General features: G+C 67.0%; 20 protein-coding genes. 13 read left to right on the plus strand and 7 right to left on the minus strand.

Annotated elements, in window-relative coordinates; all coding sequences use genetic code 11:
• Positions 1-31 precede the first annotated feature (31 nt).
• Both derI and BM175_RS05345 read right to left on the minus strand, forming a co-directional pair.
• Positions 32-493 (minus strand): D-erythrulose-4-phosphate isomerase, encoded by a 462-nt coding sequence (gene derI, locus BM175_RS05340; protein ID WP_090960352.1) that lies wholly within the window; start codon positions 491-493, stop codon positions 32-34.
• A gap of 106 nt (positions 494-599) precedes the next feature.
• Entirely contained in the window at positions 600-1,571 is a 972-nt protein-coding gene (locus tag BM175_RS05345) for a sugar-binding transcriptional regulator (protein WP_090960354.1), read from the minus strand.
• A 76-nt stretch (positions 1,572-1,647) separates the two neighbouring features.
• Here BM175_RS05345 and tkt point away from each other — a divergent pair, with 76 nt between their 5' ends.
• The 3 genes from tkt (at position 1,648) to fba (ending at position 5,739) form a co-directional block, all read left to right on the plus strand.
• Positions 1,648-3,795, plus strand: a complete 2,148-nt coding sequence (tkt, locus tag BM175_RS05350; RefSeq protein WP_090960357.1) for a transketolase — start codon at positions 1,648-1,650, stop codon at positions 3,793-3,795.
• A gap of 92 nt (positions 3,796-3,887) precedes the next feature.
• The gene (locus BM175_RS05355; protein WP_090960360.1) at positions 3,888-4,652 is read left to right on the plus strand and encodes a triose-phosphate isomerase; all 765 of its coding nucleotides are present in this window, start codon (positions 3,888-3,890) and stop codon (positions 4,650-4,652) included.
• A 19-nt stretch (positions 4,653-4,671) separates the two neighbouring features.
• Entirely contained in the window at positions 4,672-5,739 is a 1,068-nt protein-coding gene (fba, locus tag BM175_RS05360) for a class II fructose-bisphosphate aldolase (protein WP_090960363.1), read from the plus strand.
• 18 nt (positions 5,740-5,757) lie between these two features.
• Here the strand turns inward: fba and BM175_RS05365 are convergent, their stop codons facing one another.
• The 3 genes from BM175_RS05365 to BM175_RS05375 all read right to left on the minus strand — a co-directional run bounded on the left by BM175_RS05365 (position 5,758) and on the right by BM175_RS05375 (position 9,215).
• Positions 5,758-7,392 (minus strand): GMC family oxidoreductase, encoded by a 1,635-nt coding sequence (locus tag BM175_RS05365; RefSeq protein ID WP_090960366.1) that lies wholly within the window; start codon positions 7,390-7,392, stop codon positions 5,758-5,760.
• Positions 7,393-7,477: 85 nt separating this feature from the next.
• On the minus strand, positions 7,478-8,269 hold the full coding sequence (locus tag BM175_RS05370) for an inositol monophosphatase family protein (protein WP_244545886.1): 792 nt from the start codon (positions 8,267-8,269) through the stop codon (positions 7,478-7,480).
• A 46-nt stretch (positions 8,270-8,315) separates the two neighbouring features.
• On the minus strand, positions 8,316-9,215 hold the full coding sequence (locus BM175_RS05375; protein ID WP_090960369.1) for an ROK family protein: 900 nt from the start codon (positions 9,213-9,215) through the stop codon (positions 8,316-8,318).
• Positions 9,216-9,391: 176 nt separating this feature from the next.
• Here BM175_RS05375 and BM175_RS05380 point away from each other — a divergent pair, with 176 nt between their 5' ends.
• The 3 genes from BM175_RS05380 (at position 9,392) to BM175_RS05390 (ending at position 12,265) form a co-directional block, all read left to right on the plus strand.
• Positions 9,392-10,861: a protein adenylyltransferase SelO gene (locus BM175_RS05380; RefSeq protein WP_090960371.1), complete on the plus strand. Its 1,470-nt coding sequence runs from the start codon at positions 9,392-9,394 to the stop codon at positions 10,859-10,861.
• Between the two features lie 136 nt (positions 10,862-10,997).
• On the plus strand, positions 10,998-11,762 hold the full coding sequence (locus BM175_RS05385) for a cytochrome c oxidase assembly protein (RefSeq protein ID WP_090960374.1): 765 nt from the start codon (positions 10,998-11,000) through the stop codon (positions 11,760-11,762).
• Entirely contained in the window at positions 11,759-12,265 is a 507-nt protein-coding gene (locus BM175_RS05390; RefSeq protein ID WP_090960377.1) for a CopD family protein, read from the plus strand. The genes BM175_RS05385 and BM175_RS05390 overlap by 4 nt, the downstream gene beginning before the upstream one ends.
• On the opposite strand, the gene BM175_RS05395 is transcribed toward BM175_RS05390, so the two are convergent.
• Positions 12,243-12,743 carry a DUF2231 domain-containing protein gene (locus tag BM175_RS05395; RefSeq protein WP_090960380.1) on the minus strand — a complete coding sequence of 167 codons (501 nt, stop codon included), beginning with the start codon at positions 12,741-12,743 and terminating at the stop codon, positions 12,243-12,245. The genes BM175_RS05390 and BM175_RS05395 overlap by 23 nt on opposite strands.
• Before the next feature lie 33 nt (positions 12,744-12,776).
• Here BM175_RS05395 and coxB point away from each other — a divergent pair, with 33 nt between their 5' ends.
• From coxB to BM175_RS05410, 3 genes are read left to right on the plus strand one after another with little or no spacing between them, the layout of a single operon-like run.
• Positions 12,777-13,460, plus strand: coding sequence for a cytochrome c oxidase subunit II (gene coxB / locus BM175_RS05400; protein WP_210185768.1), 684 nt, complete (start codon positions 12,777-12,779; stop codon positions 13,458-13,460).
• Positions 13,457-15,964, plus strand: coding sequence for a cytochrome c oxidase subunit I (gene ctaD / locus BM175_RS05405; RefSeq protein ID WP_090960385.1), 2,508 nt, complete (start codon positions 13,457-13,459; stop codon positions 15,962-15,964). Before coxB ends, ctaD begins: the two co-directional genes overlap by 4 nt.
• Positions 15,961-16,317 (plus strand): hypothetical protein, encoded by a 357-nt coding sequence (locus BM175_RS05410; RefSeq protein ID WP_090960388.1) that lies wholly within the window; start codon positions 15,961-15,963, stop codon positions 16,315-16,317. Before ctaD ends, BM175_RS05410 begins: the two co-directional genes overlap by 4 nt.
• Positions 16,318-16,380: 63 nt before the next feature.
• On the opposite strand, the gene BM175_RS22630 is transcribed toward BM175_RS05410, so the two are convergent.
• Positions 16,381-16,539 carry a hypothetical protein gene (locus tag BM175_RS22630; protein ID WP_175526770.1) on the minus strand — a complete coding sequence of 53 codons (159 nt, stop codon included), beginning with the start codon at positions 16,537-16,539 and terminating at the stop codon, positions 16,381-16,383.
• A 245-nt stretch (positions 16,540-16,784) separates the two neighbouring features.
• Between BM175_RS22630 and BM175_RS05420 the strand changes: the two genes are divergently transcribed.
• From BM175_RS05420 to BM175_RS05435, 4 genes are all read left to right on the plus strand, one after another.
• Positions 16,785-17,561 (plus strand): DeoR/GlpR family DNA-binding transcription regulator, encoded by a 777-nt coding sequence (locus tag BM175_RS05420; protein ID WP_090960392.1) that lies wholly within the window; start codon positions 16,785-16,787, stop codon positions 17,559-17,561.
• Between the two features lie 88 nt (positions 17,562-17,649).
• The gene (glpD, locus tag BM175_RS05425; protein ID WP_090960395.1) at positions 17,650-19,164 is read left to right on the plus strand and encodes a glycerol-3-phosphate dehydrogenase; all 1,515 of its coding nucleotides are present in this window, start codon (positions 17,650-17,652) and stop codon (positions 19,162-19,164) included.
• Positions 19,165-19,230: 66 nt separating this feature from the next.
• Positions 19,231-20,301: an ABC transporter ATP-binding protein gene (locus BM175_RS05430; RefSeq protein ID WP_090960398.1), complete on the plus strand. Its 1,071-nt coding sequence runs from the start codon at positions 19,231-19,233 to the stop codon at positions 20,299-20,301.
• Positions 20,302-20,312: 11 nt separating this feature from the next.
• Entirely contained in the window at positions 20,313-21,392 is a 1,080-nt protein-coding gene (locus BM175_RS05435; RefSeq protein WP_090960401.1) for an ABC transporter ATP-binding protein, read from the plus strand.
• Positions 21,393-21,394 lie beyond the last annotated feature (2 nt).

Here is a 21,394-nt window from a genome sequence, read left to right on the forward strand (position 1 = left end):
GCGGGCTTTTTCATGGCGCCGTCCGGGGCGCTCAGGACGCGTTGTACTTCCGGTCGAGCGCATCGATGGCATCGACATTGGCGGCCGACGAGCCAGCCGGATCGAACTCGGATTCCAGGTACTTGTCGACGATCGCCTTGGCGAGCTCGGGGCCGATCACGCGGGCGCCCATCGTGATCACCTGCGCGTTGTTGCTCTTGGCGGCACGCTCGGCGGAATAGGTGTCGTGCGTCAGCGCGGCGCGGATGCCGGGCACCTTGTTGGCCGAGATGTTGACGCCGATGCCGGTGCCGCAGCACAGGATCGCGCGGTCGTACTCGCCGTCCACGACGGCCCGGGCGATGCGCTCGGAAGTCGTCGCATACTTCTCCGCCGACCCGTCCGGCGCCTGGCTGGCGTCGACGACCGTCAGGCCGGAGCGGCCGGCAAGGTGGTCCTTGATAGCCTGGACGAGGGGCTGGCCGGCGCTGTCGCCGCCGAGAATGATCTTCATGGGTCTCACCTGATGGTTGAGGAGCGGGTCCGCGGATCCGGACCGACGACGCCGGGGCGCCCTCTCGTTCATAATATCGCAGCCTTGTTCAAACGATCAAGGTCCTTCAACCACCCTTGGTCGCCTGATCGAGGGCGAGAATGCCGTGTGCGTTGGCGAGCGAGGTCGCGATGACGTCGATGGCCCCAGTCCGCAGGGCGGCGAGGATCGGCATGGCCTTGGTCGGCTCCGCGGCCACCGCGATCGTCGTCGGGATCGCCCGGATGTCGGCGAGGCGCAGGCCGACGACCCGTCCGCCGAGGATCTCGTTCCGCTCGCGCCCGTCGATGTCGTAGAAGTCGTAGCCCATCAGATCGCCGACGACCCCGGCCGCCCGCGCGCCGAGAAGTTCCTCCCGGCGAAACCAACCCATCCGGGCCATGTGGCTTTCCTCGCCGAGGTCGCCGATGCCGACGAGCGCGAACGCGGCGCTCCGCCCGAGATCCAGCGTCTGCTTCACGGTCGGGTTCGCCATCAGGCCGGCGCGCAGCGTCGCGTCCGGCACGTAGGCCGGCGCGTAGAGCGTTTCGGGCACGCCGCCGAACCGACGTGCGAGCTTGCGGCAGATGTGGTCGGCGTTGGAGGGCTCCCCCGCCTGATGCGCGCCGCCGGTGGCGGAGACGAAGGTCGCATGCTCCAGGAACGGGCGACCGCGCGTCTCGGCGACGGCTGCGATGTTGCGGCCCATGCCGACGGCGACGACCGCACCCTCGAAGAGTTCGCGCTCGAGATAGTCCGCGACCAGCAGCGCCACCTCGGCGCGCTGCGCGTCGGCTTCCCGCCGGTCGACCGCGATCAGCGCCGCCTTGACGCCGAACCGCTCCCTCAGCCGTCGCTCGAGATCGGCTTCCACGGCACGGTGGACGCGGATCCGAACGTCCACGATCCCCGCATCGCGCGCCTGGCGCAGCAGGCGGTTCACTTTCATGCGAGACAGGCCGAGTTCGGCCGCAATCTCGGCCTGCGTGGCCTGCCCCTCATAGTAGCGGCGGGCGACCTGCATCATCGCATCGACATCGGCGGGTGCTAAGGTTTCCATGTTCGCTTCCGCAGGTCAGACTTCACGTATCGACGGCGATGAGCCATGGCTGTTCATATGGCAGGCATGCGTTCATATGAACGTTTTTCATGTCGCGCGGATTGATTCAAGCGCCGTGGCGTGGTTCTGCTGGCGCAGCACCGCGCGAGTCCGGCAGGCCGGGTCGCTTCGCGCAGGGCCCACTGAAGCGCCGCGACCAAGATCGAGGGAGACGACCACCGTGGACACGACACAAGCCCCCAGCCTGGATGCCAAGCAGATCCGCGCGATGGCCAGCGGCATCCGCTTCCTGTCGATGGACGCGGTGGAAAAGGCCAATTCCGGCCACCCGGGCATGCCGCTCGGCATGTCGGACGCGGCGACCGTCTTGTTCAGCCAGTTCATGAAGTTCGACGCCAAGCGTCCGCACTGGCCCGACCGCGACCGCTTCGTGCTGTCGGCCGGCCACGGCTCGATGCTGCTCTACAGCCTGCTGCACCTCACGGGCTACGAGGACTTCACGATCGACGAGCTGAAGCGCTTCCGCCAGCTCGGCTCGAAGGCCGCCGGTCACCCCGAATTCGGCGAGGGCGCCGGCATCGAGACCACCACCGGCCCGCTCGGCCAGGGTCTCGCCACAGCCGTCGGCATGGCGCTGGGCGAGAAGATCCTGCGCGAGCGCTTCGGTGAAGAACTCGTCTCGCACTACACCTACACGATCGCCGGCGACGGCTGCTTCATGGAGGGCGTGAGCCAGGAGGCGATCTCGCTCGCCGGCCACCTGAAGCTGAACAAGCTCATCGTCCTGTGGGACGACAACCGCATCACGATCGACGGCGCGACCGACATCACGACGTCGGACGATCTCGCCGCCCGCGTGCAGGCGTCGGGCTGGGCGACGTCGGCCGTGGACGGACATGACCCTGAGGCGGTCGCCGCCGCGATCGAGGCCGCGCGCCGCTCGGACAAGCCGACGCTCATCGCCTGCCGCACCACGATCGGCTACGGCGCCGGCAAGAAGGCCGGCACGTCCGGCGTCCACGGTTCGCCGATCGGCGCCGAGGGCATCGCGTTCGCCCGCGAGCATTTCGAGTGGGCGCACGAGCCCTTCGTGCTGCCCGACGTCGTCACCGACTTCTGGAAGGCCGTCGGCACGCGCGGCGCGGCGGAAGCCGATGCCTGGGAGAAGCGCCTCGCCGCTTCCGCCCATGCCGATGCGTGGAAGACCATCATGGCGGACGGCTTCGACGGCGACGCCGCCGCGATCCTCGCCGACGTGAAGGCGAAGTTCGCCTCCGACGCAGCGTCGGTCGCCACCCGTAAGGCCAGCCAGACGGTGATCGAGGCCCTGGTCGCGAAGTCCGCCAAGCTCATCGGCGGCTCGGCCGACCTTACCGGCTCGAACCTCACCAAGGCCGGCGCGATGAAGCCGGTGACGGCGACGGACGCGTCCGGCAACTACATCTACTATGGCGTGCGCGAGCACGGCATGGCCGCCGTCATGAACGGCCTGTCGCTGCACGGTGGCTTCACGCCCTTCGGCGGCACCTTCCTCTGCTTCTCCGATTACGCCCGCCCGGCCATGCGCCTGTCGGCACTGATGCACCAGCCGGTCGTCTACGTGATGACGCATGACTCGATCGGCCAGGGCGAAGACGGCCCGACGCACCAGCCGATCGAGCACCTCGCCTCGCTGCGCGCCATGCCGAACATGCTGGTCATGCGCCCGGCCGACGGCGTCGAGACGGCGGAGTGCTGGGAAGCCGCGCTGGTCAACACGAAGTCGCCGACGACGCTGGTCCTGTCGCGCCAGAACCTGAAGGCGCTGCGCACCGGATCGGTGGGTGAGAATCTGTCGGCGAAGGGCGGCTACGTGCTTGTCGAGGCCGAGGGCGGCGCGCGTCAGGTGACGATCCTTGCCACCGGCTCCGAAGTCGAGATCGCGGTCGCGGCGCAGAAGCTGCTCACCGAGAGCGGCGTTCGCGCGGCGGTGGTGTCCCTCCCCTGCTGGGAGCTCTTCGCCAAGCAGCCGAAATCCTATCGCGAGGAGGTGCTGGGCTCGGCGCCGCGCATCGCGGTCGAGGCCGCTTCGCCGTTCGGCTGGACGCGCTTCGTCGAGGAGGAGGACGACGTCGTCGGCCTGCCCGGCTTCGGCGCCTCGGCCCCCGGCGGCGATCTCTACAAGCATTTCGGGCTGACGCCCGAGAAGGTCGCCGAGAAGGCCCGCGCCAAGGTCGGCGCCTGACAGCTCAGAACACACCCGAACGGGGCCGGCCGAGCAGCATCGACCGGCCCCGTTCGTTTTTTCAGTCGCTTACGGGAGAGAAGGCGACCCGCATGACCAAGCGTCCCTGGATCGGCACCAGCTGGAAGATGAACAAGACGATCGCGGAGGCTGACGCCTTCTGCGAGACCGTCGCAAGATCCCCGTGGGCGAGCGACGATCGCGCCCAGCTTTTCGTGATCCCGCCCTTCACGGTTCTTCATCGTGTTGCCCAAGCACTCGACAAGACCGACATCATCGTCGGCGCGCAGAACGTGCACTGGAAGGACGCCGGCGCCTGGACCGGCGAGGTGTCTCCGGTTCAGGTCAAGGACTGCGGCGGCCGCCTCGTCGAGATCGGGCATTCCGAGCGGCGCGAGCATTTTGGCGAGACCGACGAGACGGTCTCGCTTAAGACGGAAGCCGCCGTGCGCCATGGCCTCGTCGCCCTCGTCTGCATCGGTGACACGCGCGAGGAATACGACGCCGGCCGAACGGCCGAGGCGCTGCGTCGCCAGACCGAGGCCTTGATCTCGCGCGTCGAGTGGAGTCAGCCCGCCAAGGTCATCATCGCCTACGAGCCGGTCTGGTCGATCGGCGAAGGCGGGACGCCGGCCGAACCGAGTTTTGCGAACGAGCAGCATGCCCGCATCAAGGAGCTGACCCGCGAGAAACTGGGCTTCGCCCTGCCCGTCCTCTACGGCGGCAGCGTCAATCCCGGCAACTGCGTCGAGCTGGCGAACCAAGAGCATATCGACGGCCTGTTCATCGGCCGTTCCGCCTGGAATGCGGAGGGCTATCTCTCCATCGTGTCCGACGTCGCCTCGTCCCTGTCCTGACCCCGCCCGGAGAACCCCCTTGGCCCTGATCACGCTTCGCCAGCTTCTCGACCACGCCGCCGAGCACAGCTACGGCGTGCCCGCGTTCAACATCAACAACATGGAGCAGGGCCTCGCGATCCTGGCCGCGGCCGCCAAGACGGACTCGCCGGTGATCCTCCAGGCGAGCCGCGGCGCGCGCGCATATGCGAACGACCTCATCCTCGCGCGGCTGATCGAGGGTCTGTCGGAGATGCACCCGGACATCCCGATCTGCATGCATCTCGACCACGGCAACAACGAAGCGACCTGCATCACCGCCATCCAACACGGTTTCACCTCGGTGATGATGGACGGCTCGCTGAAGGAAGACGGCAAGTCGCTCGCCGACTATGCCTACAACGCGGCAATCACCCGCCGCGTGTCCGACATGGCCCACTGGTGCGGCGCGTCGGTGGAAGGCGAGATCGGCGTCCTCGGCAGCCTCGAGACGGGCGGCGGCGAGCAGGAGGACGGCCACGGCTTCGAGGGAACGCTCGACCACGACCAGTTGCTCACCGACCCCGAGGAAGCCGCCCGCTTCGTCGAGGACACGCATGTCGACGCGCTGGCGGTGGCCATGGGCACATCGCACGGCGCCTACAAGTTCTCGCGCAAGCCGGACGGCGACGTGCTGGCGATGAACGTCATCGAGGCGATTCACCAGAAGCTGCCGAACACGCATCTCGTGATGCACGGCTCGTCGTCGGTGCCGGAGGACCTTCAGGAGATCGTCAACAAGTACGGTGGCCAGATCAAGCCGACCTGGGGCGTGCCGGTCGAGGAGATCCAGCGCGGCATCCGCCACGGCGTGCGCAAGATCAACATCGACACCGATTGCCGCCTCGCGCTGACCGGCGCGATCCGCAAGGTCTTCGCGGAGAACCCGGAAGAGTTCGACCCGCGCAAGTATCTAGGCCCCGGCATGGCGGCGATCACCAAGCTCGCCGCCCAGCGCTTTGAGGAGTTCGGCACCGCCGGCCATGCCGGCAACATCAAGGCGATCGACCTCGCCGACATGGCCAAGCGCTACAAGAACGGCAGCCTCAAGGTCTCGAACGCCGCCTGACGGAGCTGGGTGCGGCGGTCAGGCCGCCGCGCCCCTCGCCTGCGTGTCCCCCGCGATGAGGTCCACAGCACGGCTCGCCAGCGCCATGACCGGCGCGTTGGTGTTGCCGGACGGGATCATCGGCATTGCCGAACAGTCGATCACCCTCAAGCCCTCGACGCCGCGCACGCGCAGGGATGCGTCGAGTACGGCCCTCGGATCGCCGTCCGGACCCATCGGAGCCGATCCCACCGGGTGGTAATTCGTCTTCACCGTCTTGCCGCAGAAGGCCTCGAGGCCAGCATCGTCCGTCACGTCGCGCCCGGGGAGAAGCTCGTCCCGGATCCTGTCCGACAGCGGGCGCGACGCCAGCACCTGCCGTGCGAAGCGCAGCGAGGCGACCGTCAGGCGCAGGTCGTCGGGATGGCCGAAGAAGTTCGAGTCGACGAGCGGCATCGCGTCGGGGTCGCCCGAGCGCAGTCGCACGCTCCCTCGTGCCTTGGGTCGCAGGAGACAGGACGTCAGCGTGACGCCGTGGCTCGGCTTGGCGCTCGACACGTCGCGGTCGAGATAGACGATGGGCGCGCAATAGAGCTGGATCGTCGGCCGCTCGCCCCCGTCCGGATCGTAGAACAGGCAGGACTCGATGCCCGTCGTCGTCACCGGACCGGAGGCGAAGAGCAGGTATTGCAGGCCGTTGCGCACCATCGGCCAGCCCTTGTCCTGACCGAAATAGCCGCTCGGCCCCTTGGTCGTCGCGATCACGGGGACCTCGTGATGGTCCTGAAGGCTGGATCCGAGACCCGGTAGATCAGCGCGGACATCGATCCCGTGCTCGCGCAGATGATCTGCCGGTCCGAGACCCGACAGCATCATGAGTTTTGCGGTGTTGTAGGTGCCCGCGGCGAGGAGCACCTCGCGCGTTGCATGAACCGTCTTCGCCTGTCCGCCCACGCGGTAGGACAATCCGACCGCGCGCTCGCCCTCGAACAGGACGCGGTCCACCTGCGCCCCCGTGACGATCGTCAGGCGACGGTCGTTCAGGAGGTCGGCGATGAAGGCGGTGACGGCGTCGCAACGCTCCATCCGCCCGTTCCGCACGCCCATCGTATGCTGCATCACGCCGACGCCCGCCTGGCGCGCGCCGTTGAAGTCCGGATTGAGCGGGATACCCATTCCCTGCGCCGTCAGGAGATAATCCTGCGTCGTGTCGCAGAGCGCGCCGGGATCGGAGACGAGAAGCCCGCCGTCGATCCCGTGATAGCGATCGTTGAACTTGGTGTTTCGCTCCAGCGCGCGGAAGTGCGGCAGCAGGTCCTCGTAGGCCCAGCCGGAACCGCCCTCGAGATGGGCGTCCCAGCCATCGTAGTCCTCGCGCTGGCCGCGCATGTAGACCATGGCGTTGACTGCGCTGCCGCCGCCGAGCGCCTTCGCCTGCGGCACGATCGGCGCCCGCCCGCCGAGACGCGGCTGCGCGGCGGTCTGGTGCATTTCGAGAAAGTCGTCGCGGGCGAGGTACTTCATGTACCCGGCCGGCATTCGCATCAGCCGCGCCGTCTTCGCCGGGCCGCGCTCCAGGATCAGGACGCGGGCCCCGTGCTCCTTCACGAGTCGCATCGCGGAGACGCAGGCCGCCGTGCCGCCCCCGGCGATGACGTAGTCGTAGGCGCTCATCGCAGTTCGTTTCCTCGATCGGGCAACGTCGTTGAATGCGCCGCCTCGGCCCCGAAGGTTGCCGAGTTGCCGCGCCGAAGCAAGCTCAGCCGTAGCGGGCGAGATCGCTCAAGGATGGGAAGAGTTCCGGTGAGGCGGCCACCAGCGCATTGCCCGAAAACAGGCTGTCGCCGGACAGGAAATCGCTGACCTGACCGCCGGCCCCTTCGATCACCGCCATCGCGCCGAGGCAGTCGTAGGCGTTGATGTGGGACTCGACGTAGCCGATCAGTCGGCCCGCCGCGACATAGGCGAGCGAAAGCGCCCCCGATCCGTCGCGATAGAACATGCCGCCGGATTCCAGAAGGCGCTGGAAGACCGGCAGGAGGTCGGAGGGCGGGCGCCGGGTCGAGTATCCCGTTGCGACCAGCCCCTCGCGCACGCTGGCGGCCGTCCGGACTCGGATCGGCCTGCCGTTCAGGGTCGCGCCCCGCCCGGCGCCGCCGGCGAAGAGTTCTTGGCGCACCGGTGCGAAGACCAGACCGAAGCGGTTGACGCCGCCCTCGACGAAGGCGATCGAGATGCACCAGCTCGACATGCCGCAGACGAAGGGCTGCGTGCCGTCGATCGGATCGACCACCCAAATGCCCTGGCCGGGCGCGAACTCGCTGCGTCCGCTTTCCTCACCGAAGAATGCATCGTCCGGGAAGCTCTCGGCCAACCGACCGCGGATCAGCTTCTCCACGGCGACGTCGGCCTCGCTGACGACGTCCTGCAGGCCCTTGGACGCGATCGTCAGGGTCTCGACACGGGCGAAATAGTCGAGCGCCAGCGCTCCGGCCTCCCGGATCAGCACGAGCGCAAAGTCGAAGCGGCGGTCGAGTTCGCTGGACTGCATGATAGGCCTTTCGAGAATCGGAGAAGAAATGCGGGGCGCGCTGCCGTCAGGCGTCCTTCCACAGCCAGGCGGCACCACGCACGCCGCTGGAATCGCCGTGGCGGGATGGGACGATCGGCGTGTGGAAGACGGTCGAGAACGTGTACCTCGCGATACGCCCCGGCAGTTCGTCGTAAAGCTCCGGAATGTTCGACATGCCGCCGCCCATGACGAAGACGTCCGGGTCCAGCGTGTTGACCACCACCGAAAGACCCCGCGCCGTCCGGTCGCAGTAGCGGTCCCAGATGAGGCCGGCCAGCCGGTCGCCGGCCCGCACCTTCTCCATCACCTCCCGCGCCTTCAGTTCGGTGCCGGTGTGGCGGGTGTATTCCGCCTCGAACGCCCGACCCGACACCCATGTCTCGAGGCATCCGTGCTTGCCGCAGTAGCAAGGCTGGCCCGGCAGTTCGGACGCATGCGGCATCGGAAGCGGATTGTGACCCCATTCGCCGGCCGAGTTGTTGGGGCCGTGATGGGCCTTGCCTCCGACCGCGATGCCTGCGCCGGCACCGCTGCCGAGGATGACCGCAAAGACAACGTTGTAGCCGGCGCCCGCGCCGTCCACCGCCTCGGAGGCGGCGAGGCAGTCTGCGTCATTCTCGACCCGGAGCGGACGGCCGAGGCGCGCATGTAGATCGGCCTCGACAGGCCGATTGAGCAGCCAGGTGGAACTCGCGCCCTTTCCGAGGCGCGACTTCGGCTCCATCGAACCGGGAATGCCGATGCCGACCGAGCCTCGCTGACCCGTGGTCGCCTCCAGCCGGTCGATGATGTCGCGGATCTTGGTGATGCAGCCGTCGTAGTCGTGGCGCGGCGTGTCCTCGCGAAAGCGCGCGAGCTCTTGGCCTTCTAGCGATAGCGCGACGCCCTCGATCTTGGTACCGCCCCAGTCGATCCCAATCAGCATTGACACACCCTCCCACAGGATCGCCCGTCCGCGCCCATTCCCGCGCAACGAACGTCATAAATGCTCATGATACCAGACGCCAGCGGAAGCTTGCCCGCGACCATGCTCGAACGGTGGAAAGTTCGGCCGTCCGGCCCCATCTCGGGTTCGGAAACACGACCCGGAGATCCCAACCGATGGGCATCGCGATACCGTTCGACAACAGCTATGCGCGCCTGCCCAAGGGCTTCCACGCCTCGATCGCACCCAAACCTCTCGCACGGCCAGAGATCGTGAAGGTGAATTACGCACTGGCCACCGAACTCGGGATCGATCCCGCATCCCTCGAAACGGAGGAAGGCGCGGCCATTTTGTCGGGCGCCGGCGCGGCGCCGGGCTCGGAGCCGATCGCCCTCGTCTATGCCGGCCATCAGTTCGGCCAGTTCGTGCCTCGCCTCGGCGACGGGCGCGCGCTGCTGCTTGGTGAGGTCGTCGATCGCAACGGACGGCGTCGTGACCTGCAGCTGAAGGGCTCGGGCATCACGCCCTATTCGCGGCAGGGCGACGGGCTGGCCGCGCTGGGTCCTGTGCTGCGTGAATATCTCGTCAGCGAGGCGATGCATGCGCTCGGCGTCCCGACCACGCGCTCGCTGGCGATCGTGACGACCGGCGAGACAGTCTACCGCAAAACGGAATTTCCCGGTGCCGTGCTCACGCGGGTCGCCGCTAGCCATATCCGCGTTGGCACGTTCCAGTATTTCGCCGCACGCGGCGAGGACGAGAACCTACGCGCCCTCGCAGATCACGCGATCGCCCGCCACCAGCCGGACGCCGTCGATGCGCCGGATCGCTATCGCCGGTTCCTGGAAGGGGTTGCCCGTCGACAGGGCGCGTTGATCGCGCGATGGATGCTGCTTGGCTTCGTGCATGGCGTCATGAACACCGACAACATGGCCGTGTCCGGCGAGACGATCGACTACGGCCCTTGCGCCTTTCTCGATCGATACGATCCGGCCACGGTCTTCAGCTCGATCGATCGCGGCGGGCGATACGCATACGGCAACCAGCCGGCGATCGGGCAATGGAACCTGGCACGGCTCGCCGAATGCCTCCTGCCCCTGCTGTCGTCGGTCGAGGCGGAGGCGATGGAGCAGGCCACCGGCGCGCTTTCGCTCTATGCCGATGCCTTCAACGAGACCTATCGGCAGGGGCTCATCGAAAAGATCGGCCTTCCGGACGGCGACGAGGCCGACACGGCGCTCGCCGAGGATCTCCTTGATCGCATGAAGATCGGCGGTGCCGACTTTACGGCGACCTTCCGCGCCCTCGCGCCGCTCGCCGAGGGGACGACTGGTGCCATGTCTGAGGTGGGGTTCGCAGACCCATCCTCCGTCCGTGAGTGGGAGGAAGCCTGGCGCAACAGGCTGGCGGCCCGGAACCTTGACCCCAAGCAGGTCGCGGGATCGATCCGACGGGTGAATCCGGCCTTCATCCCGCGCAACCAGCGCGTCGAGGAGGTGATCGCGGCGGCGGTGGAGAACGGCGATTTCGCCCCGTTCGAAGCCTTTCTTTCCGTTCTGATGAGGCCCTTCGACGATCAGCCGGCAGCCGCGCGCTGGGCCGACCCGGGTCCGGTCGCCCCCTATCGCACCTTCTGCGGCACCTGACAGGGCGTCACGAACGCGTCATCTCCCACCGTGAGCCGAGACGGCCATTGGCGAACGGCTTCCACGCCTTAGTCTTGCTGGTGGTCGGTCCGAGAGGCTGGATGACGCAACACGAGACGAGGCGGTGCCCCGGGCCATGCTTGAGCGAGCATACGATCCCTATTGCGGCAGCGCGCCCGTTCCGGGCGACCTTCTTCGGGCCTGGAACCTCGATCCGGTTTTGATTGCCGCCCTCTCGCTTGGCTTCATGGTCGGGCTCGCTGCGATCCGGAGGCACGGAGGCGACGTCGCCAGCCGTCGGCGATGGCTGATCGTCTGCCTTGCGGTCCTCGCGGTCACGCTGATCTCGCCGCTCTGTGCGCTGTCCTCAGCGCTCTTTTCCGCGCGCGTGGTGCATCACATGCTGCTCGTAGCCGTGGCGGCACCCTTGCTGGCCCTCGCCTTTCCGCTGCGGCGGCCCGCCAGCGCCCGATCGTTGAGCGCGGCCGTGGCGGCTCACGTCCTGACGCTCTGGTTCTGGCACGCGCCGCAACCCTACGCTTTCGCGCTCTCGAGCGATGACGCCTACTGGCTGATGGAACTGACGCTGTTCGGATCGGCAGTCGCCTTCTGGCGCTGTGTGCTCGGCCCCGGCTCCGCGAGCGCGCCGGCCCTTTTCGCGCATCTGACGGTTATTGTGCAGATGGGCCTCCTCGGCGCCCTCATCACCTTCGCGCCGGGCGCGCTCTATGCGCAGCATGTCCTGACGACCGAACCTTTCGGCCTTTCGGCTCTGGACGACCAGCAACTCGCCGGCCTCGTCATGTGGGTCCCGGCGCTGATCCCGTATCTCCTTGCGGCCCTTGGAGGCGTCGTCAAGCTGGCAGGCGGCGATGACGTAGGGGAAAGGTCGGTCGTTTGATCCTCGTCTGGGCGAAGAGCCTCCACATCGCTGCGCTGGTCGTCTGGGCCGCGGGTCTCCTGACGCTGCCGATTCTGATGAGCCAGCGCGAAGCACTCGGGCATGGACAGGAACTCCACCGGCTCCATGCGTTCACGCGGTTTGCTTATGTGGTCGTCGTCTCTCCAGCGGCCTTCGTCGCGGTGGGAACCGGAACGGCGCTGATCCTCCTGCGGGAGGTGTTCACGCCCTGGTTTGCCATCAAGCTGCTTCTGGTCGGTCTTCTTGTGACGATCCACGTGCGGCTTGGTCTTCTGGTTCTGTCGGTGTTCCGCGAAGAGGGCCATTTTCGAACCTGGCGCGTCGTCCTGTCGACCGTAGCCATCTGCAGCGTCCTGACGGGCATTCTCTGGGTCGTTCTGGCGAAGCCCGCCGTGTCGCTCGACTGGATGCCGGCCGCCGCTTTCGAGCCGGGCGGTCTCAGTCGCGTCGGCGAGGACGTCATTCGTCGTCTGACACCATGATGCCGACGCCATGATGCAGGATCAGTTTGCCGCCGTGCCATCCCGCCAGCCCCGTGAAGACGCTTCCCAGCACCGACAGGAACAGACCGACCGGCAGGATAGACTCCGGGCTGGCGAGGCGCAGACCCCAATTCGTGGCGATGATCGAGATCAGCATCATCGCGGCGATCGCGTGGGTCCAACTCGCCGCCCGAGCGCGGATGCCCGGTACGAAGATCAGCTCCATGGTGCCGGCCATCGAGGCGAGCACGCCGAACCCGAGCGCTGCGCCGGCGGACCAGAGGCCGGCGCGAAGCCAGAAGTCGTCCCCCGACCACCAGTAGAAGATGTCGCAGCCGAGCGTTGCGATCACGAGCGCGATCGGGAAATGGACGGCCATGGCGTGGATCGGATGCCCCGCCACGGCGATCGCCGAGCTGACGTCCTTTTCCGCCACCCGTCGAAGAACCGGGCTCTTGCTCGTGACCGACTTGCTCATCGACGGGTCTCTGCGTTGCGATCCACTCGGCGAATGCCTGGCAAAGGCATCTGGAGCATCTTCCTGCTTCTGCCACTCCTGGCCGGCTGCACGGGTCCTCTCTCGACGCTTCAGCCGGCCGGACCCGCCGCCGCTTCGACCGCGCTCCTCTGGTGGGTGATGCTGGCCGGGGCCACCGCGATCTTCGTGCTGGTCATGGCGCTGGTCGGCATCGCCTTCTGGAAACCGGGCATCGGGCGAAACGTGCCGCCGAAGCGTTGGCTCGTATGGGGCGGCCTGGCCTTTCCCGGCATCGTCCTGACCGCTCTCCTGGTCTTCGCCCTCGTCACGGGGGAGAGATTGCTGGCGCATCCCGGCACGCCGGGTCTTTATTCCGTGGAAGCCCATCCCTATCGCTGGGCATGGCGCTTCCGTTATGCCGACGGGCGCGAGAGCGCCGACGTCCTTCATCTCCCGGCCGGGCGCCCGGTCGATATACGGGTCGTCGGCACCGATGTGATCCACGCCTTCTGGGTTCCCCGGCTCGGCGGAAAGATTGACGCCATTCCCGGCCACGTGAACACGATCCGCCTGATGGCAGACCGACCCGGCACCTACGGCGGCGTCTGCGCCGAGTTCTGCGGGGTCGGCCATCCCGCCATGAAGTTCGAGGTCGTGGCGCATGCGCCGGACGATCTCGAAGCCGCACTGTCCCAACTCCCACAGGGCTCCCCATGAGCGTGACCGAGCCCGTCCGGCTTCACCAGGAACTGGAGCGCATCTGGCGCACGCCGCGCGGGCTCGGCCAGCTGTCGGCCGTAAATCACACGGTGATCGGCCGCCGCTTCATCGTCGCGGCCTTCGTGTTCTTCGCCATCGGCGGCGTCCTGTCGATGCTGATCCGCGCGCAGCTCGCCTCGCCGCACAGCGCCTTCGTCGGCCCGGAACTCTACAACCAGATCTTCACCATGCACGGCACGGTGATGATGTTCCTGTTCGCCATCCCGATGTTCGAAGGGCTGGCGATGTACTTTCTTCCCAAGATGATGGGCGCGCGCGACCTCGCCTTCCCGCGCATGTCAGCCTACGGGTTCTGGTGCTATGTGTTCGGCGGCTCGATCCTGATCGTCGCCATGATGGTCGGCGTGGCGCCAGACAGCGGCTGGTTCATGTACACCCCGCTCTCGTCGGGCCGTTACTCGCCCGGTATCAACGCGGACGTCTGGCTGCTTGGCATCACCTTCGTCGAGATTTCGGCGATGGCCGCGGCGGTCGAGCTCACGGTGTCGATCCTGAAGGTGCGCGCGCCCGGCATGTCGCTCGCCCGCATGCCCATCTTCGCCTGGTATATCCTGATCACCGCCGGAATGATGCTGGTCGGTTTCCCGCCACTGATCCTAGGCTCGATCCTTCTCGAGATGGAGCGGGCCTTCGACCTGCCCTTTTTCGATCCCACGCGCGGCGGCGACGCGCTTCTGTGGCAGCACCTTTTCTGGCTCTTCGGCCACCCCGAGGTCTACATCATCTTCCTGCCGGCGGCGGGCATGATCTCGACCATCCTGCCGGTCCTCGTCGGACACCGGCTGCTCGGCTATTCCTGGATCGTCGTCTCGGTCACGGCCATGGGGTTCCTGAGCTTCGGGCTCTGGGTCCACCACATGTTCACGGTGGGCATTCCCCATCTGGCGCAGGCGTTCTTCTCGGCCGCGAGCGTGCTCGTGGCGGTGCCGACGGGCGTGCAGATCTTCCTGTGGATCGGCACGATGATGGCGGGGCGCCCCCGCCTCTCCCTTCCGATGCTCTACCTCATCGGCTTCTTCGTGGTCTTCGTCTGCGGCGGATTGACGGGCGTCATGCTGGCGATCGTGCCGTTCGACTGGCAGGCTCACGACACGCATTTCGTGGTCGCCCACATGCACTACGTCCTCGTTGGCGGCTTCGTGTTCCCGATGCTGGCGGCGGCCTACTTCTACCTCCCGCATTTCAGCGGGCGTATGCCGCTCTATGGCGTCGGCCATGTCGCGTTCTGGCTGATCTTCGTCGGCTTCAACCTGACGTTCCTGATCATGCACCTGACCGGCCTTCTCGGCATGCCGCGCCGCTACTACACCTACGAGAGCGGTTACGGCTGGGACTGGCTGAATCTCGTCTCCTCGATCGGCGGCTTCATTACCACGATGGGCTTTGCCCTCGTCGCCTTCGACTTCATCTTCCAGTTCCGCTACGGGCGCATCGCCCCGCGCAATCCCTGGAAGTCCGGCGGTCTCGAATGGGCGACCGCAACGCCCCCGCCGTCCTACGGCTTTGCCTCGCTGCCCATGGTGGAAGGGCGCGATCCCCTGTTTTCCGATCCCGAAACGGGCCGGAAGCTCGCGTCCGGCCAAGGATACCTCGCAATTCCGCGCAACGACTGGCAGGAAACGCTGGTGGTCGAGATGGCGACGGGGCGAGCGCAGGCGATCCAGATCCTGCCGCAGCCGACCTTCCTGCCACTGTGGACGGCCGTGTCGACCGGCGTCTTCGTCCTCTCGCTGCTGTTCAAGGTCTACCCGCTCTCGATCGCAGCCATCGTCTCGACGCTCGGGCTTTTACTCCTTTGGACGCGGGCGACAGGGGCGACCGTCGACCGTGGCGAGCTGGACGCCGGGCATGGCCTTCGCCTCCCGATCCATCCGGAAACGTCGCGTCCACTGTCCTGGTGGGGCATGACCTTCGTGCTCCTGGCCGACGCGACGATGTTCGCCTCGCTCCTGTTCGGTGCGCTGTTCCTGTGGCTCGTCGCTCCGAGCTGGCCGCCACCTCTCATGACTGACCTGCCTGCAACGATCCTCGTCGCCGCAGCCGCGGCCCTCCTTGTCGCCGTCGGCGGAGCGGCCTTCGCGCTGCGTTCTTTGAAGAAGGGCTCGGGCCTTCCCGGAATGATCGTTGCGGTTGCCGGAAGCGCCGGCGCCACCGCGCTCCTCGGATGGCTCGTCTGGCAGGTACCCGAGCCCACAAGCCACGCGCATCTCGCGCTGACCGCGGCAATTCTCACCTATCTCGGCTTCCACGCCGCCGTCGGTCTCGTTTTCGCCCTGTTCGGTCTCTGGCGCATCCGAGCCGGCATTGTATCGGCGCGGCGCAGCGCCGACCTGTCGATCGGCGCGTTGTGGCACGGGTACACCGCCGCTACGGGGATCATTGGCCTGGCGTTCGTGGCCATCATGCCTTGGCTGGCTGCGGTGGAAAGGGTCGCGCCGTGATCGGGGATCGCTCCGCCGCCAATCTCATCGTGCTGGTTGCCGGACTCGTCGTCTGGAGTTCAGCCTTCGTCGCGCTCTATGCGCTTCTGTCGATCGGATGCGCGTTCGGCTGGGAGGATCGAGACATCGGTCCGATCTCGCTGCAGCGAGCGGTTCTGATCGGCGTTTGGCTTCTCCACCTCGCCATTCTCGCCGGGCTGGTCAGGTGGACCTGGCGCCGCGCACAGCGGGCACCCGCTGACGAGGAGATGTCGCGCTTCTTTGCGCGGACCACCCTCGCTGCGGCCGTGGTGTCGGTCGCGGTGACGATCGTCAACTACGCGCCGATCCTGGGACTGTCCGCCTGCCTTTGACCGGCATGGCCCGGGTCGAAGCACTTCGACCCGGCTGTGATCCCGTGTTGTGCGGTCGTTCCGTCAGCGGACGGCTTCGAACCCGTTGCACCAGGCGCGCCAGTCGGCACTGCCGGGGCGATACGGGTTGTCACGACGCGTGCGATGGCTGCGGGCCGCATCCTCGCCTTCCATGCGCACCATGTCGTCGCGCGTCAGGGCGAAATTCGCTGCCTTCATCATTCGATTTTCCTTCACGATATCCATCAGTCCCTCCCGTCTTCTGGATCACAACATTTGGTCAACCATGCGACGGGGCCGCTCTATAGGGCGGCTTCGGCTTCCGGCAAAGGGCCGCCAGCGAATTTTCTGGTCGATGGTTTCCGCGTGAAAACATGTGCCCGTTTCCTTTCGCACGCAACTGACACTATGTTTCGCTTCGTAGCATTCCGCTTTCGCTTTTCGCTCACAATCGAACGAGGGTCCGCATGTTGTCCGAGCGTCAGGCCCGAATCGTCGAAACGGCCAAACGTGAGGGCAAGGTTCTCGTCGACGCCTTGGCTGGCCGGTTCGAGGTCAGCGTCCAGACGATCCGCAAGGACCTGAACGAGCTTTGCGAGCAGCGCCTGCTCTCGCGCATCCATGGTGGTGCGGTGCTGGGATCAGGGGCCGAGAACGTCGGCTACGATGCGCGCCGTGCCATCGCCGCCACGGAGAAGCTCGAGATCGGTCGCGCGGCCGCCGACCTCGTGCCCGATCGGTCCTCGCTCTTCATCAACATCGGCACGACGACGGAGGCGGCGGCCCAAGCGCTGCTGCATCATGCCGGTCTCCTCGTGATCACGAACAATCTCAACGTCGCCAACGTCATGCGCGCGAGCCCGCATATCGAGGTGATCGTGGTCGGCGGCGTGATCCGGCGCACCGACGGCGGCATCGTCGGGGAAGCCGCGGTCGACTTCATCCGACAGTTCAAGGTCGACTTCGCCATCGTCGGCGTCTCGGCCATCGATTCCGACGGTGCCCTTCTCGACTTCGACTACCGCGAGGTTCGCGTAGCGCAGGCAATCATGGCCAACGCCCGCCATGTGATCCTCGTTTCTGACTCCTCGAAGTTCGAGCGCAGCGCACCCGTTCGAATCGGCCACATCTCGCAGGTGCAAAGCTTCGTCACCGATCGCTGCGGCTCGGAGGAAGTGCGCGACATCTGCCGTCAGGCCGGGGTCCGACTGGTGGAAACTGCCGCAACGGCGGATCCGATCTGACGCCGCTTGACTTTCGTTTGTTTTCGTTTGTAATCGCCTTACTTTCGCATTTGCGCGGTTCTTGCTGCACTGCGAAAGCGGTGAGGTCATGCAGCGCTTCGACGTCTTCATTATCGGTGGCGGGATCAACGGCTGCGGCATCGCTCGCGACGCCGCGGGTCGCGGATACTCGGTCGGTCTGGCGGAAGCCAAGGATCTGGCGAGCGGTACGTCCTCATGGTCCACCAAGCTGATCCATGGCGGCCTGCGCTATCTCGAGCACTACGAGTTCCGCCTGGTGCGCGAGGCGCTAATGGAACGCGAGGTGCTCTGGGGCATCGCACCCCATATCATCGAGCCGCTGCGCTTCGTGCTGCCGCACCATGCGGGCCTGCGCCCGTCCTGGCTTCTGCGCCTCGGCCTCTTCCTCTACGATCATCTTGGCGGCCGGAAGAAGCTGGCGGCAACCCGCACAGTCGATCTTCGCGGCCCGCTCGGCGCGCCGCTGAAGCGCGAGTTCGCCAAGGGTTTCGAGTATTCCGACGCCCGCGTCGATGACACGCGGCTGGTGGTGCTCAACGCCCGCGACGCGCAGCGTCACGGCGCCTCGATCCGTGTGCGGACCCGCGTCACGGGCGCCCGCCGCGAGGCCGACGGCTGGACGATCACGCTCGAGGACACCGAGACCGGCGCGGTCGAGACCGTTGCCGCGAGGTTTCTCGTGAATGCAGCCGGCCCCTGGGTCGATCAGGTGATCCGATCGGCGATGGGCCGGAACGACGCGCACAACATCCGTCTCGTCCAGGGCTCGCACATCGTCATGCGCAAGCTCTTCGATCACGACCGCGCCTACATCTTCCAGAACGCCGATGGCCGGATCATCTTTGCGATCCCCTACGAGCGCGACTTCACGCTCGTCGGCACGACCGACCGCGATTACACCGGCGACCCGGCGAAGGCCGCGATCAGCGAGGAGGAGACGACCTACCTCCTCGACGCCGCGAGCGAATATTTCGAGACGCCGCTGCGGCGCGAGGACATCGTCTGGACCTTCTCGGGTGTGCGTCCCCTGTTCGACGACCACGCCTCGAAGGCGCAGGAGGCGACGCGCGACTATGTCCTGAAGGTGGACACGTCGGCGGGCGCGCCGCTTCTCAACATCTTCGGCGGCAAGATCACCACCTACCGTCGGCTCGCCGAAGACGTTCTCGGCTCGATCGAGAAGGCGCTCGGTGCCAAACGCGGCGCCTGGACCGGCGAGGCACCCCTGCCCGGCGGCAATTTTCCCGTGGACGGTCTCGGCCAGCTTGAGGCCGAACTTGCGTCACTATCCCCGGGACTTTCGAAGTCGACCCGGGAGCGCCTCGTCCGCGCCTATGGCACGGATGCTCTGGCCGTGGCGAAGGACGGGGGAGCCGACTGGGGTCGCGACCTCGGCCACGGCCTTTCCGAGCGCGAAGTCGCGTGGCTCGTTCGCAACGAATGGGCCCGCACGGTGGAAGACGTCCTGTGGCGTCGCTCCAAGCTCGGCCTGCGCTTTGCGCTGGACGAGACGGGACCGCTGGAAGAATGCCTGCGCGCCCTCGTCGCACGGGAGCGAAGTCCGGGGCTCGCCGCGGAATAACGCGGTTCGCGCCGGAAGACGGGCGCGGTCGTGACACGGAAATCAAGGCTGCACGGGAGGAAACGGGTGCTGCTTTTGGAACAGGTCGGCAAGCGCGTCGGCGCCGAGACCCATATCGAGGACGTGAGCCTGACGCTGCAGCGCGGCTCGCTCAATGTCCTTCTGGGCCCGACCCTCTCGGGCAAGACGAGCCTCATGCGCCTGATGGCCGGGCTCGACCGGCCGACGAGCGGCCGTATCTTCATGGACGGGCGCGACGTGACGGGCGTGCCCGTGGCCAAGCGCAACGTCGCAATGGTCTACCAGCAGTTCATCAACTACCCCGCGATGACGGTGTTCGAGAACATCGCCTCGCCGTTGCGCGTGAAGGGGCGACCCGAAGCGGAGATCCGCGCCGAGGTGACGAATGCGGCCAAGCTGATGAAGCTCGAGCCCTATCTCGATCGCACCGTGCTCAATCTTTCCGGCGGCCAGCAGCAGCGGACAGCGCTGGCGCGTGCGCTCGTCAAGAAAGCCGACCTCGTGCTTCTCGACGAGCCGCTCGCCAATCTCGACTACAAGCTGCGTGAGGAACTGCGCGAGGAGCTGCCACGCATCTTCGCTGAGGGCGGCGCGATCTTCGTCTATGCGACGACGGAGCCGACCGAAGCGCTGCTTCTGGGCGGCAACACCGCCACCCTCTCCAAGGGACGCGTCACCCAGTTCGGTCCGACCCCCGACGTCTACCGTCGCCCGGCGGACCTCGAGACCGCGCGCATCTTCTCCGATCCCCCGCTGAACGTGCTGCCGATGAGCGCGCGCGGTGGCCAGCTCACGTCCCCGCACGGGTTCTCCATACCGGCGCCGGGCCTCGCCGATGGCGACTACTTCGCCGGCGTCCGGGCGCACCATCTGCGTGCCGGTTCGGCCGCGCCGGGTGCAGCCAGCTTCGAGGCTCGCGTCGTGGTGACCGAGGTCACTGGCTCGCAGACCTATCTGCATGCCGACCTCGGCGGCGAGCGCATCGTTGCCGTCCTGCCGGGCGTCCGCTCGGCCGAGCGCGGCGATCCGATCATCCTGCATTTCTCGCCCGCCGACATGCGCATCTTCGGCACGGACGGGCGGGCGGTTGCCCCGGCCCTCGCGCGCGCGGCCTGAGGGAGGAACCGATGGCCAAGATCCAGCTCGACCACATCCGCCACGCCTACACGCCCGAACTCGCGCGCGCCGGGACCTACGCCCTGCGCGAGGTCGACCACGTGTTCGAGGACGGCGGCGCCTACGCCCTGCTCGGCCCGTCGGGCTGCGGCAAGACCACGCTCCTCAACATCATCTCCGGTCTCCTGATCCCGTCCGAGGGGCGGCTCCGGTTCGGCGGGCGCGACGTGACCGACCTCGCGCCCGAGGCCCGCAACATCGCGCAGGTCTTCCAGTTTCCGGTCATCTACGACACGATGACCGTGGCGGAGAACCTCGCTTTCCCCCTGCGCAACCGGAAGGTGCAGGAAGCCGAGATTACGCGGCGCGTCGCCACGATGCTGGATCGCCTCGCCCTCACCCCGAAAGCCAACCGCAAGGCGCGCGGCCTAACCGCCGACGAGAAGCAGAAGATTTCGCTCGGTCGCGGCCTCGTGCGCAACGACGTCAACGCCATCCTCTTCGACGAGCCGCTGACCGTCATCGACCCGCAGATGAAGTGGGTGCTGCGCTCGCTCCTGAAGGAGCTTCATCGCGAGTTCCGCGCGACCATGGTCTACGTCACGCACGACCAGACCGAGGCGCTGACCTTCGCCGAGAAGGTCGTCGTCATGTACGAGGGTCAGGTCGTGCAGATCGGTACGCCGAAGGAGCTCTTCGAGCGGCCGCGCCACACGTTCGTCGGCTACTTCATCGGCTCGCCGGGCATGAACGTCCTGCCCTGCCGCATCGAAAACGGCCGCGCGATCCTCGAGGGCGGATCGGTCGAGACGCGCTCGGCGGCCCCCGGCGCCGCCCGCAAGATCGAGCTCGGCGTGCGCCCCGAGTTCGTGCGCCTCGTTCCGCAGGGAAGCGAGGGGTCGCTGCCGATCCGCATCGACAAGATCGAGGACATCGGCGCCGAGCGCATCGTGCGCGCGCGTCTGGGCGCCGACAAGCTCGCCGCGATCCTGCCCGAGGGCGCCGAGGTTCCGGCGGATGCGGCCGTGCGCTTCGAGCCCGGCGCGGTGAACCTCTATGCCGACAGCTGGCTCGTGGCGGAAAGGGACTGAAC

Origin of the sequence: Aureimonas phyllosphaerae, assembly GCF_900113065.1 — a bacterium.
In the GTDB taxonomy this organism is placed as follows: Bacteria; Pseudomonadota; Alphaproteobacteria; order Rhizobiales; family Rhizobiaceae; genus Aureimonas; species Aureimonas phyllosphaerae.